The organism is Metasolibacillus sp. FSL H7-0170 (genome assembly GCF_038593115.1).
Classification (GTDB): domain Bacteria; phylum Bacillota; class Bacilli; order Bacillales_A; family Planococcaceae; genus Metasolibacillus; species Metasolibacillus fluoroglycofenilyticus.
In genome coordinates this window covers 916155-929524 of record NZ_CP151964.1, presented here as the reverse complement: position 1 = coordinate 929524, position 13370 = coordinate 916155, and the positions used below count along the sequence as shown (strand labels likewise).

Here is a 13370-nt window from a genome sequence, read left to right as displayed (position 1 = left end):
ATGATAGAAGCAATTTTACGTTACGAATTTTTACAAAATGCCTTTTTTTCAGGGCTAATTATCGGCATTATTGCACCTTTACTTGGCGTATTTATTGTTGTGCGTAGGCTATCGCTTATTGCGGATGCACTTTCACATGTTACGCTTGCAGGGATTGCAGGTAGCTTATATATAAGTCAAAGCTTTGCGGCAATGGCTTTATTGAACCCAATCTATTTGGGCATTGTCGCTTCTGTTAGTGGCTCGATTTTAATAGAGCGTCTACGCCGCCTGTATAAGCATTATGAGGAGCTGGCAATTCCGATTATTATGTCGGGAGGAATCGGCTTAAGTGCAATTTTTATATCATTGGCAAGCGGCTTTAATACGGATTTAATGAGCTATTTATTTGGCTCAGTATCCGCTGTGTCGCGGCAAGATTTATGGATTGTTTTAGCGATTGCAGCAGTTGTTGTTGTCTTTTTACTGTTATTTTTCAAGGAATTATTTGTCCTTTCTTTTGATGAGGAATACGCAAAGGCAAGTGGACTGCCGGCAAAGTGGATTCATTTATTATTTATGGTAGTTGTGGCGCTTGTGATTGCGGCAAGTATGCGCATTGTAGGCATTTTGCTTGTATCGAGCTTGATGACATTGCCTGTTGCTGCAGCGATGCGTCTGGCCAAAGGCTTTAAGCAAGCAATCATTTACGCGATTCTTTTTGGCGAACTAGCGGTAATTATAGGACTTGTTAGCGCCTTTTACTTAAATTTAGCACCGGGTGGAACAATTGTTGTCACATCCATAGTCATATTATTATGTGTGATACTTGCAAAAAAATTTAAAACACAAGCAAAGGAGGCAGCGCTATGAATTTGACACGTGCATTGGAAATTTTAAAGGATAATGGCTATAAAAAAACGGATAAGCGGGAGCTCATCTTGAAAATGTTTGAAGAGACGGATAAATATTTAACGGCTCGCGATTTATTAGATGTTTTGAAAAAGGATTTTCCTGGGATGAGCTTTGATACAATTTATCGTAATTTAGCAACATTTGTCGAGCTCGGCATTTTGGACGAAACAGAGATGCAAGGGGAACGAAACTTCAGAATGCATTGTGAATCAGAGCACCATCATCATCACTTTATTTGTCGTGAATGTGGTAGTGTGAAAGAATTGCCTTTATGTCCGATGGAATTTCTTGGTGGGAGCTTGCCGAATTTCGAAGTTGAAGCACATAAATTTGAAGTGTATGGCAAATGCCCAGATTGTGTTATCGTGCAGTAATAAATATGTTATAATGACTGAAAAAGGACCGTCTGAAAAGTCATTTCACTTTTTTCACGATGTTTACTGCACCGATCGTGTAACAACAGGCACAGAAGTCTTCCACCTCGTGTAGATGGCTGAATCATAGGAACTTAGTCTAAGAATATCGCATACTAAGATAACGACTGAGTGACCAACATCGTGTTGACCTAAGCTTCGGTGGATATTACAGATTTTAAGAGGTGTTTTTGGGCAAGCTTGAAAAAATCTGACCTAAAGTTAGCCGAGGCGTCATTGATAGATGATTCCTTTGCGATGGAGTATTGTGGCTACCGCAGAGGCAGGGGATTTTTTGTGGGTATTCAATACATCAGTGGGGCTGTCCGAAAAGATATTAGCTTTTCGGGCAGCCCCCTTTTTAGCATTAACTATTTTGGTGGTGGAATGATGGGACATTTAATATTTGTGACAGGCGGTGTTCGCAGTGGAAAAAGCGCATTCGCGGAGCAATATGCACAGCAGCTTGCGGCAACTAATGATAGCCGTTCTTTGACTTATATTGCGTCAGGAGTAGCCTTTGATGCGGAAATGCAAGCAAGAATTGCCAGACACCAAGCAGACCGAGAAGCTAGCGAGGCTATTTGGCATACGCTCGAAATACCAGATGTATTAGAAGAAGAGCTATTCGTATTTGGGAATGCTGAGGTTGTGCTATGGGATTGCTTAACAACATGGCTAGGGAATGTGATATATAAAACAAGCTCAGATAATAAACAAGCTCATGCCATTTCACATTACATTAAATCATTCAAGCAATATATTGAAAAGTGGAAAGAACAAGATATAAGTATTTTACTTGTTTCTAATGAGGTATTAGACGAGCCAGCATCGCAATATGAAGAAACAGAATTATATAAGCAATTATTAGGCGAGCTTCATCAATGGATTGTGGCACAATGTGATGAAGCCTATGAAATAGACCATCGATTAAGTAAGCGTTGGAAGTAAGAGGAGGTAAAAATGAAGCATTTCTTAACAGGGCTACTCCTTAGCTTGCAGTTTTTTAGCGTGCTGCCAATTAAGCGAGAACTATCTTTAACGAAAAAAAATGTGACAGCCATGTATATACTTATGCCTCTTCTTAGCTTATTGACGGGTGGAGCGCTTATAGGATTTTTGACTATAAATAATTACTGGCTACAATTATCGCCATTATTAACAGCCGCCATTTTAGTCGTAGGTATGATTGTCATAACAGGTGGTATACATACAGATGGGTTTATCGACACAAGCGATGCTTTTTTTTCCTATCGTGATACAGAAAAGCGTTTAACAATTTTAGAGGACCCAAGGGTAGGAGCCTTTGGTGTTTTAGCAGTTGTCTGTTTATTATTGCTAAAAGTGGGATTTCTCTATGAGGCTTTATTGCGTGAAATTAATCTTTTTTACTTTATTGCAATTCCTCTTTTAGCACGTGTTGCGATGCTACTTTATTTCATTACAATGAAAAACGCAAAAACAACAGGATTAGCTGCTTATTTTAAGGAGCGAGTGCAGACAAAAGCAGTAATTGTAGCCTGTGTTTTTTATAGCCTGCTTGTCATCACCTTTGCACTGTATATGGGCGACTGGTCACTACTTGCTTTATATATTATCATGCTATGTAGCCTGCTTTTCTATCGCCATTGGTCAAATAAAAACTTTGCAGGAATGACAGGGGACTTACTTGGTGCACTTTATGAAGGGATGGAGCTTGTGCTATGGGGGACGCTATTACTATTCATTTAATTCGTCACGGTAAAACGCAGGCGAATACTGAACGAAAATATATTGGGCATACGGATGAACCAATTTTGCCATTGCAGCCGGTGCACATTGCCGTACAGCCTACCATTGTTTATGGAAGTGACTTAAAACGCTGTCAGCAGACGGCAGCCTGCTATTTTCCGCAAGTACCTTATGAGGCGAGCGCGGATTTACGTGAGCTTGACTTTGGGCAGTTTGAAATGAAAACATATGAGCAATTAAAAGACGACCCACACTATAGAAAATGGTTAGCAAATCCTGCGCAAGTAACACCGCCATCTGGTGAAAGCTTTCAAGCGTTTAAAGAACGAGTAGGGCATGCTGTACAACAAATTATTACAGGGCCAGGTCAGTATACCTTCGTTGTACATGGAGGGGTGATTCGTTTATTGTTGGCACAGTTTTCACAGCAGCCATTTGAAGGCCTACATGCAGAGCATCATCTATTATATAGCTGCTATTGGTCGCATTTTTCTGCATGGAAGGAGGGAGAGCGATGCACGTCTATATCGGAGGTGCCTATAATGGTAAACGACAGTATGTAAGGCAGCATTATAAACAGCAGCATATTTTTGAGGGACATTTACCAGAGCCGACTACTTTTAGGCAGCAAGATGTTGTAATCCTAGGACGCTTTGAAGAAATGGTCAAGCAGCTTGCCCATTTAACAGAGGATGAAATTGTAGCTATATTAATGGAGAAATTGCGACAGCTAGATGCTCAGGCAACAGTAGTATGTATTTGTACAGATATGGGAAGAGGCATTGTCCCACTAGAGAGAGAGCAGCGATTTCTACGAGATACTTGTGGTAGATTGTATCAAGCGATGTTTGCATATAGCGAGCAAGTGACACGCATTTGGTACGGTATTCCGCAAATAGTAAAGGAGAAGGGACTATGACGAGAGAAAATTTACGTTTTATCGTTTTAACGGCATTATTAGCAGCCTTATGCGCAATAGGAGGGCTTGTTAAAATACCTGTTTTTATCGCGTCAGCCGCGCTTGATTCGGCTCCAGCATTATTAGCCGCCTTTGTGCTGCCGCCTATTTATGCAGGCTTTGTGGGTGCTTTAGGACATCTGGCAACAGCGCTAAGCTCAGGAATGCCGTTCGGCTCATTTCATGCCATTATTGGATTTGAAATGTTCACGATTATTTGGATTTTTGCACGTTTACATAAAGCGGGCTTTGCTAAAACGAAATGGGCTTGGATGCTTGTCGCAAATGGTTTTATAGCTGCATTACCATTTTATTTTTTAATTTCACCAGCCTTTTACATCGGTGCATTGCCGGGTTTATTGCTTGCTACAGTCATTAATATTGGAGTGGCTATTGCCTGTGCTCCTGTACTCCAACGTGTGAAAAAAATGGCGAAATGGGAGGGGTAAGCAATGCGAAACGCTATCCGGCTTGATTCCACAACCATTTTAACAATAGACAATTCAGGGTGTATCGGTGAAAAAGATGCTGACTATGTTCAAGTGCCGAATGAAATTGTCGCTTATTTTGCAACGCGAGTGGCACTTTTAGAGCAATGGTGCGCTGGAGCCGAGCCAAGTCATTTAGTATTAGCGAACTTTACAGGAGAAACTGCTTGGGCTGACTATGTGAGGGGCTGTCAGCGACAATTTGAAGAAATCGGAAAAGACTTACCACCAATTGTAGGCTCAACAGAATCCAATTTTTCTGCGTTGCAATCAGGCTTAAGCTTAACGATGATTGGAAAAAGGAAGTTTACACCAACAATTGTAAATTGCCACTACTTTGTAATTGGGCGACCTTTAGTAGGGCAGCAAGTAATGGAGCATAGACAAGATGTGGCAAATTTATGCGAGCTTTATACACTGTTACAGGCAGATGTTATTAAAGCATTATGGCCCTGTGGCTCTAAAGGAATCGGTGTGGAAATCACTGCGTTTACAGGGCAACGATTTGACTGCACTGTAGATATGAAGAGCTCCGCTGGTCCCGCAACAGCTATTCTTGTTGCTGTCGAAGAAACTAATATTGAGCAGTTATATCAAGCGATATCGGCGCCGATTTATCGTTTAGAAAAAATCGAGGCTTTCTAAAACGAATGAATTATATTTAGTACGATGAAAATATAATTTTACTTATTCATTATAAACGGAAGGGTGAAGATGTTAGATTTACTGTTTACACTCTTTTGAAACGAGCTACTGTACTTTTTTAAGTTTAATAAAACGTCCGAGAAGCAGTGCTCCGCACGTTTTTCGGACGTCCCTCATGGATAAAAGACTTTTGACTAGCATACAATGTCAAAAATGAGAAAAGAGTTGGTTTTTTTGTCTTTTACATTTCCAGTGACAACGCAAACGCATACTGTCCAAAATACGCCACAGCAAATTATTTACTATCCTCAAGCAATACAAATGCATAATCCTTCATTACAATTTTTTATTAATCAAACAATCGTCCATGAAACGCAGCAATTAATAAATAAACAAGCAGGTAGTATGCCTTCTACAATCGAGCAAATGCTAGGCACATATGAGCTGAAAAATAATCAGCGCGATGTGCTCAGCTTAACGCTATCGAACTATGTTTATTTTTATCATGCCGCACACGGGATGACGGTTGTTCAACCGCTGACATTTGACTTGAAAAAAGGAGAGCTATGTCAGTTGAAAGATTTATTTAAACCAAATAGCGATTATGTCAACGTCATATCTCGGCATATTAAGGAGCAAATAAAAGAGCGCAATATCCCAGTAATTGAGCCATTTACGACCATTTCACCAAATCAATTTTTCTATATTGCAGATAAAACACTCGTTATTTTCTTCCAATTATACGATTTAGCACCGTATTATTATGGCTTACCAATGTTCCCAATTTCGGTGTATGAACTTGCCGATATCGTAGTAGAAGATGGACCACTTGGGAGAATGATGTAAGTTATATTTTCGCTTTATGAAAGCCTTTATAAATATCAATACAAGTTGTAATGATAATTGTAATTATTGTCAAAATAACGATGTAGCTTAGACTTTGCTCGATTTTTATAGTAGCGATATTCATTAAATTAGCTAAATAAGGAGCAAGCTCAGCATTTATTAAATTTGTGTTGCGAATGATAATAATAAAAATGACAACACTAATTAATTTAATTATAAGATTTGCTATGGCCATATTCATTGTCCATACCCGATGCTTCAGTTTGTATAAAAGTAGCACAATTTCCAATGCAATAGCTAGTAGAAAAAATGGGGCGAATGCCAACAAAGTTTGTTGCTGGAAAATAGGCATAACGAACAGCAAATTACCACTGTCAGTAGTTTGGTGTATACCAATAAAATGCCCTGCTGTGAAATAACAAATCGTAAAAATAATAAACCAGCCAAATTCAAATAATATTTCACCGATAGAAATTCCTTTTTTATCAGGAATTATTTGTACTTTGTCTAACTCCTCTACTGTCCATTCTTCATTCACCGTTAAATTTCTAACACCACTACGCTCTAAAATAACAAAAGTGATTGTTATCCAAAACAACACATGCAATGCCACCATGATTAAATCTACAATACTAAAACTCACAAATTTAATTAAAATTGCTAGAATAGATTGTACTTCATTAAGTAATAAAATATTTTGGACGACTTGCACAATAAGCGTTATTAATAGTGCCCATGGCAATATCAATTTAATTGTATCGACGTATGAATCATACAGCGAAGGTCCAATTAAATAACGCGCTTCATCACGATAATTTGCAGCAAGATGAGCAGGGCTACCAAGCTTTTCTAAAGCAAGCTTAATATCGTCTGCACTGTAATTGTCTGGTAGCATATCTTCAATTGTTGATGTCAGCTCAAGTGCAATATCATTTCGGCTTTTTTTAGGTAATCTACGTGTTACCTCATACACATACGCTTCAATTAACTTCATTATTTATCATCTCCTTGTAACAAAGTATTTAATTCACTTGCTAAAGTTAGCCATTCTGTTTTTAGCTGCTCAAAAATCTCATTGCCATAATTGCTAATTACGTAATATTTACGTGGTCTGCTTTCAGTTGTATCCCAACTACTTGTGACAAGTTCTTGCTTTTCTAAACGTCTTAGCAGGGGATATAGCGTGTTTTGTTCAATACTAACGCCTGCTTGTTCTAAGCGCTGAACAAGTGAATAGCCATACTGAGGTGTTTGTAATTGGCTTAAGACGGCTAAAGTCAACGTGCCGCGTCTCAATTCAATTGTGAAAGAATCAATTAACGAGCTCATATAATCCACTCCTTATATACTGTGTATAGTACAGTATAGTGTATTGTATGTCAATGTATGTTATCTTGATTACAGTTTTGCAAATTTCTTTAAAAAAACCGCCTAAAATCGGAATTTTGATTTCAGGCGGCTTTTCTATTTTATTTACGTACAACAAAAATCATATGTCTACCACAAGTTTTTTGTTGGCGGTAGGAGAAGCCATGTGCTGCGTCGTATGTACATGTTCGGTCGAGCTGTATATTTTCTGTTGGCACACCAGCTAGTAGACATTGCTGTCGTACAGTGAATTGATTGTCGATATGATATTTTTTTGTTGGCTTATGAAAGTACATAAAATCATCAGCATAGCCAAGCGCTTGAAACTGCTTATATACATCTGCATCTACTTCAAAGCGTTGCTGGCTTAACGCCATGCCAATTTGCACGTGAAAATCAGTAGGGTTGTTTCCTTCCTCCATTAATTTTTGTAGCAATTTTGCTGTAATTTCTTTCACAGTTCCTTGCCAGCCACTATGAATTACGGCACATAAACCTGTTGTGGCATTCGTTATGATAACAGGCACGCAATCTGCTGTAAAAATCGCGAGTACAACTCCTTGCTCATACGTATACAGGGCATCCGTTTGCGGGATGGCAGATGCTTGATTTTCTGCGCCGTTACCTTTTTGGGATTTCGTTATCTTTTGGAAGTTTGCACTATGTGTTTGTTCTGGGCAAACAAAATCTTTTAGTAAATAGCCAATTTCGTTAGCAAGTTGCTGGCGATTTTGAAGAACAGTCAGTGGGCTTTCAGATGTGTAAAATGCCATATTATTGGATTCCATGCTATCGTTCTTCAGTGTTATTCCAGCTAAAAAATGCTCGTTATTCATATAAAGTTGAAGCATTAGCGTACAACCCCTTTAAATTCTCTCAATAAATTCATTTGTGTTTTTTTCCAATGATTCAGCAGTTTGGGCAATATATTGAAAGTGATTTACTGTTTTTTCAATTTGCTCTGTGCTGCCCTGCACACTTTTTGTTATAGCATCAATACTAGTCGTGACGGAATTTATTCTATCAATAATACGGTCAACATTATCCTTTACTTCGCCAATCGACTGTGAAACCTTTGTTGATAGATTGCGTACTTCCTGAGCGACAACATTGAATCCTTTGCCATGCTCACCTGCACGAGCGGCCTCAATTGCCGCATTTAGCGCAAGTAAATTTGTTTGTGCAGCAATATCGCGAATGGTTTTGACGACATTGGTAATGGACTCCGCTTCTCGCTGTAAAGCTTGCAAATTTTGTTGATTTATTGTTGACTCTTCCTCGATATGCTCAATGTTGCTCAGCAAAGTGATGCTATCATTATGGCCGATTTGGGATTTTTCATTTAATGTTTCCGACATATCTTTTAGTTGATTTGCTAAAGAATTCACATTTTCCATTCTTTCTGTAATGTTTAAAGCGATTTTACTAACACCAATCACTTGACGACCATTATCAGAGAAAATAGGCATATAAGTTACTTCTAGCCATATTTTTTCTCCAGAAACATGTTTTCGTATAACTTTGTCTTTATAAGAGTTCCCTTGTTCTATATGTCTCCAAAATTCTTTATATGAAGGGCTTTCAGAAAATTCAGGGAAGCAAAATTGGCTATGATTTACCCCGATTAATTGTGCTGCTTTGTAGCCGAGCATCGCAGCAAACTGCTCATTTACATATTCAACATCATGATTTAGATTAAAGCGGACAATTGCTAGATTTTTTTCTAAAGATTTTACAACATGTTGGTCTGTCACTTGTTCAATTTGTTTGTTTATCATATATAGCCTCCTCTTTGTAGCCTATAAAAATAATGCTCGTTATAGTTTAGTGTAATGAAAAAGCATGCATCTGACTAGTAATTTTTTCTTATACATATTAAAACTTTAATCAATTACGCCTTGGCGTAATTGCGTTGGGATTTTGAACGGTGCTTGCACAATTCAAAGTCCCTGACATCCGCCGGAGGCTTAAATTTCAGCGAGTGTTTGGACACCCGCTGAAATTGGTCTCATACCTGTGTACCTGTCGCTACGCTTTCGGTACAAAAAATATTGCTGAGAGACGTTAAAAAAACTACATAAATCATAATTGATTCCATGTAGTTCCATTGACATATATAGTTTAATTTTCCACCACAATATTTTTTTTATGGAAGTGCGTTGAAGCCTCATCGTAGCTATTTTTAATAAGGCGCTCTAGCGTGTTTTCTTTCGTCAAAATCGGCATGATGATTTTGACGATGGCTGCTTGATCTTCCACGAATTGACGTACCTCTTCGTCGCTGCCTTTGTGTGCCTCAAAATAGGAGCGACGTCTATTGCGAATAATAATATCCTCGCGGTTTTCTACTAATAATACTTCTGCTAGCCATTGGCTTAAAGCTTCTGCAAGATAAAGTGCTGTAATGAATAGTAACTCGGTAGCTATATCAGGATGTGTTTTAATAAATTTGAAATAATGATCATTTTTTAATTCATCTAAAATGATAAAATTGCTTGAATAATAGAGTGTTTTTTCTACTGATTCCAAAATGAGATATTCATCTGGTTGCAAGAGTAGCCAAATATTAAATGCAGCAACCCAAACATCGTTTGAGCTAATGGTTCCCGCTTGTGGAATTGAATGATATTGCGGTAATTTTCTTGCTAACGCTTTAAACTCATTTACTAATAAATCATCTTCTAGAAATAATAAACTTTTTTCAGCTGTAACTGTCTCAAACATCCTTGCTCACCTCACTCGGCTTACTAATCTTTACCACTATTGTATCGTTTCCAATTTTTTATGCAATATATTTACCTGAATTTAGTACAAGAGTTGCAGTTTAGCGTTCAAAAGACCGTGTGTTAGTCGTCCTTTTGAACGCTTTTGATGGGATTTTGTCAAAATGCTCACTTGGTAGAATAGTGAGGGGATTCTTTGAAAATGGATGATTTAGTAATGTTTCTTCTAAGCGTAAGAGAAGAAATGAAAAACTTACTTTCCAGAAGCTTCATTAAAACAAAAATGGGGCTGTCTAATGAGTCGCATAGTTGCAGACTTATTAGACGCTCCCATTTTTTCGTCTACAATAAAAATTCAATTTTTACTTCTTCATTTTATACGAAGGAAATTTGTTATACTTAATATTTTCCTATTTTCATAGAAACCTTTGTTATTTTATCGAGCGAGCGCTTTGGAGAAGCACCGCCGACAACTGCACGGCTATTTTGGACGCTTTTATTATGCGTCGATTAGCTGCTTTGTAGCGGAAGGTGTATCATAGACTTCTTTATCAAGTTCTCCTGTTACACGAGCTGTAGCGACACCTGCTGTCATCGAACCACTTACGTTTAATGCTGTACGACCCATATCAATTAATGGTTCAACCGAAATTAAAACACCTGCAAGGGCAATTGGTAAATCAAGTGCAGATAGTACTAAAATAGCGGCAAATGTTGCTCCACCACCAACGCCTGCAACACCGAATGAACTAATTGCTACAACGATAATAACTGTTGCAATAAAGACTGGACTGAGCGGATTAATACCGACAGTCGGTGCAATCATAATAGCTAGCATAGCAGGGTACACACCAGCACAACCGTTTTGTCCGATCGATAGACCGAAAGAAGCGGAGAAGTTTGCAATTCCTTCTGGAACCCCTAAGCGGCCTGTTTGTGTTTGAATATTTAATGGCAAAGCACCTGCGCTCGTACGAGATGTAAAAGCGAATAATAGCGTTTCCGCTGCTTTTTTCACATATGTGAATGGGTTTAAACCTGTTAATGTAATAATCAACAAATGAATGATAAACACAATAATTAATGCAACGTATGAGGCAATAACGAATTTACCTAAATTGAAAATTGCCCCAAAATCACTTGTAGCAACAGTGCGTGCCATAATTGCTAAAATACCATATGGCGTTAAGCGAAGTACAATGCGCACAACCCCCATAATAAGGGCATAAATAGCGTCAATACCTTTTTTTATTGTTGCTGCAGTTTCCTGATCTCTACGTGACACTGATAAATAAGCGAAGCCTAAAAATGCAGAGAAAATAACGACAGCAATTGTTGAAGTTGAACGAGACCCTGTTAAATCAGCGAATGGATTGGCTGGGAATAATTCCACAATTTGCTGTGGTAGCGATGCCGCAGCTAAAGATTCAGAGCGTTCTACGAGTGATTCACCACGTGCAACTTCTGCATCACCTTGTAATATTTGTGTTGCATCTAGATTAAAAACGGCTGTTGTTGTAATACCAACCGCTGCTGAAATTGCTGTAGTGCCAATTAAAATAGCTAAAATGAGTGCAGCCATTTTTCCGAAGTTTTTACCAACCTTCATTTTTGTGAATGCTACTAAAATAGAAATAAAAATAAGTGGCATAGCAATCATTTGCAATAATTTGACATAGCCTGTTCCGATAATATTATACCAAGGAACTGTATTTACTACTTCCTCAGCACCGGAGCCATAAATAAACTGTAACACTGCCCCAAGCAAAATACCTAAACCTAATGCGATAAAGACACGTGTTGAAAATTTAATATTCTTTTTCTTTAAAGCATATAAAATACCGATTAACACAAGTAATGCGATAATATTTATCAGTACAATGAAATTCATTAATAATAACCTCCTAGTTATATTTACTTAGCATATTGTATTCTATTCCTATAAAGTGTATTAGTCAAGTAGGGATTAATAATTTTATTAAAAAATTTTTGCTTGAATCATGTATACTAAAAAGATAGGGAGTGAAAAGTATTGAAACTGGAGCAATTATTTTATAATGGACAATTACATGCCTGCTTTCAAAAGGCGCAGTTGCAGCAAGATTCACCATTTGCACAGCAGGTGATTGCATTGTATGAACGTTATCAATTAGCAAATATTCCTCGCTATACAATGCGTGAAGAGCAAGCAATCGAGAGGGCAGATGAGACATATGTCGAGCAGGACGAAGTATTAGCTATTCGCGAAATTACTGAGGAAGAGCAGTTTGTAGCAAGAACACGTCAACTTGAAGAACGCGCGCGTACTGGAACAGACCAAGAGCGGGCGCAATCCTTTTTTACACAAGCACAGCTTTTTTTATTTGCACATCATTATGAGGAAAGTGTGCATTGCTTTTTACAGGCTGTTAAATATAATCCAAATAAAGCTGTTTATTATGGTTTAGCAGCGCAAACAATGCAGCGCTTAGATTACACACCGTTTGAGATATTAGGCTATTTGGAGCGAGCGATTGACTTAGATGAACAAAATGCTCGCTGGCATTGGAATCGGGCACTTATTTTAGTAGAGCTATATAAAAGCTTGCAACATGATGCGTTTTTAGAGCAAGCACTTATTGCATTGGAAGATGCATTGGCCTGTTGTCGTCAGGAACAAAAGTCATTAAAGGGTGCGATTGAAAACACACTTGAAAATATGAGACAATATATTTTTTAACGTAAAAGGGAGTGTAGAGTTTGCGAACACAGCAAGAAGTAAACCATTATATTGAAGAATTAATGTTTCTGCTAACACAAAAAGCAGATGTAGCACAATTCGAAAAAACAATTAAACAAAATATTGCTACTAAAAAAGAGTCCGCGGCAAATGAGCAAGACTTTTTTGACCGTTTAATGTTAAATATTACGTACTTTGTTGAAAATAAAGCGGCATGGATAAAAATTTTACGCGCTACATATGGACAAGGACAAGTGCCAGCAGTGTCCTATATTGAAAGCGAATCGCTCGCACAGCAGATGCGCATCCGCCAATTTGTTTCTGAAAAAATGGAGGATTATACAAAATTATTCCATAGCCAATATAAGGCCTTAAATGTCACAGAGGAAGCAGTTATCTATGATTATGCGTATGCATCAGTAGAGCACTCGCTGCGCTATGATTTTTTAACCTATTTAACAATACAGCCACAGGCAAACGTAGTGTTAGAGGGAGATTTTGAGGAAACATTAAAAATTATTGAGGGCTATGTAGCCTATTATGCTGATCAGTTTGTCAATCGCATGGAATTAACAGAATAGGAGA

At 38.0% G+C, this 13370-nt stretch carries 17 protein-coding genes; 11 read left to right on the top strand and 6 right to left on the bottom strand.

Going from position 1 to position 13370, the window contains the following annotated elements:
* The 9 genes from MHH70_RS04440 (at window position 1) to MHH70_RS04400 (ending at window position 5975) form a co-directional block, all read left to right on the top strand.
* Window positions 1–852 carry a metal ABC transporter permease gene (locus tag MHH70_RS04440; protein ID WP_107942509.1) on the top strand — a complete coding sequence of 284 codons (852 nt, stop codon included), beginning with the start codon at window positions 1–3 and terminating at the stop codon, window positions 850–852.
* Window positions 849–1268 (top strand): Fur family transcriptional regulator, encoded by a 420-nt coding sequence (locus MHH70_RS04435; protein WP_107942510.1) that lies wholly within the window; start codon window positions 849–851, stop codon window positions 1266–1268. Before MHH70_RS04440 ends, MHH70_RS04435 begins: the two co-directional genes overlap by 4 nt.
* A gap of 336 nt (window positions 1269–1604) precedes the next feature.
* The gene (locus MHH70_RS04430) at window positions 1605–2258 is read left to right on the top strand and encodes a bifunctional adenosylcobinamide kinase/adenosylcobinamide-phosphate guanylyltransferase (RefSeq protein WP_342472666.1); all 654 of its coding nucleotides are present in this window, start codon (window positions 1605–1607) and stop codon (window positions 2256–2258) included.
* 12 nt (window positions 2259–2270) lie between these two features.
* Window positions 2271–3038: an adenosylcobinamide-GDP ribazoletransferase gene (cobS, locus tag MHH70_RS04425; RefSeq protein ID WP_107942512.1), complete on the top strand. Its 768-nt coding sequence runs from the start codon at window positions 2271–2273 to the stop codon at window positions 3036–3038.
* Window positions 3011–3601 carry a histidine phosphatase family protein gene (locus tag MHH70_RS04420; RefSeq protein ID WP_066163905.1) on the top strand — a complete coding sequence of 197 codons (591 nt, stop codon included), beginning with the start codon at window positions 3011–3013 and terminating at the stop codon, window positions 3599–3601. The genes cobS and MHH70_RS04420 overlap by 28 nt, the downstream gene beginning before the upstream one ends.
* Window positions 3553–3957: a bifunctional adenosylcobinamide kinase/adenosylcobinamide-phosphate guanylyltransferase gene (locus MHH70_RS04415; RefSeq protein WP_342472665.1), complete on the top strand. Its 405-nt coding sequence runs from the start codon at window positions 3553–3555 to the stop codon at window positions 3955–3957. The genes MHH70_RS04420 and MHH70_RS04415 overlap by 49 nt, the downstream gene beginning before the upstream one ends.
* Window positions 3954–4445, top strand: a complete 492-nt coding sequence (locus tag MHH70_RS04410) for an ECF transporter S component (RefSeq protein WP_342472664.1) — start codon at window positions 3954–3956, stop codon at window positions 4443–4445. The genes MHH70_RS04415 and MHH70_RS04410 overlap by 4 nt, the downstream gene beginning before the upstream one ends.
* Window positions 4446–4448: 3 nt before the next feature.
* Complete coding sequence (locus MHH70_RS04405; protein WP_342472663.1) at window positions 4449–5129, top strand: hypothetical protein; 681 nt, start codon at window positions 4449–4451, stop codon at window positions 5127–5129.
* A 234-nt stretch (window positions 5130–5363) separates the two neighbouring features.
* On the top strand, window positions 5364–5975 hold the full coding sequence (locus MHH70_RS04400; protein WP_342472662.1) for a DUF3298 domain-containing protein: 612 nt from the start codon (window positions 5364–5366) through the stop codon (window positions 5973–5975).
* Window position 5976: 1 nt separating this feature from the next.
* Here the strand turns inward: MHH70_RS04400 and MHH70_RS04395 are convergent, their stop codons facing one another.
* The 6 genes from MHH70_RS04395 to MHH70_RS04370 all read right to left on the bottom strand — a co-directional run bounded on the left by MHH70_RS04395 (window position 5977) and on the right by MHH70_RS04370 (window position 11957).
* Entirely contained in the window at window positions 5977–6969 is a 993-nt protein-coding gene (locus MHH70_RS04395; protein ID WP_107942515.1) for a hypothetical protein, read from the bottom strand.
* A complete protein-coding gene (locus tag MHH70_RS04390) occupies window positions 6969–7304 on the bottom strand; it encodes a PadR family transcriptional regulator (RefSeq protein ID WP_066163891.1) in 336 nt (111 codons plus the stop codon). The genes MHH70_RS04395 and MHH70_RS04390 overlap by 1 nt, the downstream gene beginning before the upstream one ends.
* 140 nt (window positions 7305–7444) lie before the next feature.
* Entirely contained in the window at window positions 7445–8194 is a 750-nt protein-coding gene (gene pgeF / locus MHH70_RS04385) for a peptidoglycan editing factor PgeF (protein ID WP_066163888.1), read from the bottom strand.
* 15 nt (window positions 8195–8209) lie between these two features.
* Window positions 8210–9121: a methyl-accepting chemotaxis protein gene (locus tag MHH70_RS04380; RefSeq protein WP_066163886.1), complete on the bottom strand. Its 912-nt coding sequence runs from the start codon at window positions 9119–9121 to the stop codon at window positions 8210–8212.
* A 343-nt stretch (window positions 9122–9464) separates the two neighbouring features.
* The gene (locus MHH70_RS04375) at window positions 9465–10067 is read right to left on the bottom strand and encodes a hypothetical protein (protein ID WP_107942516.1); all 603 of its coding nucleotides are present in this window, start codon (window positions 10065–10067) and stop codon (window positions 9465–9467) included.
* 498 nt (window positions 10068–10565) lie between these two features.
* Window positions 10566–11957 carry an L-cystine transporter gene (locus MHH70_RS04370; protein ID WP_342472661.1) on the bottom strand — a complete coding sequence of 464 codons (1392 nt, stop codon included), beginning with the start codon at window positions 11955–11957 and terminating at the stop codon, window positions 10566–10568.
* A 141-nt stretch (window positions 11958–12098) separates the two neighbouring features.
* On the opposite strand from MHH70_RS04370, the gene MHH70_RS04365 reads away from it, so the two are divergent.
* Window positions 12099–12785 (top strand): O-linked GlcNAc transferase, encoded by a 687-nt coding sequence (locus MHH70_RS04365; protein ID WP_342472660.1) that lies wholly within the window; start codon window positions 12099–12101, stop codon window positions 12783–12785.
* A 20-nt stretch (window positions 12786–12805) separates the two neighbouring features.
* Window positions 12806–13366: a DNA helicase gene (locus tag MHH70_RS04360; RefSeq protein WP_342472659.1), complete on the top strand. Its 561-nt coding sequence runs from the start codon at window positions 12806–12808 to the stop codon at window positions 13364–13366.
* Window positions 13367–13370 lie beyond the last annotated feature (4 nt).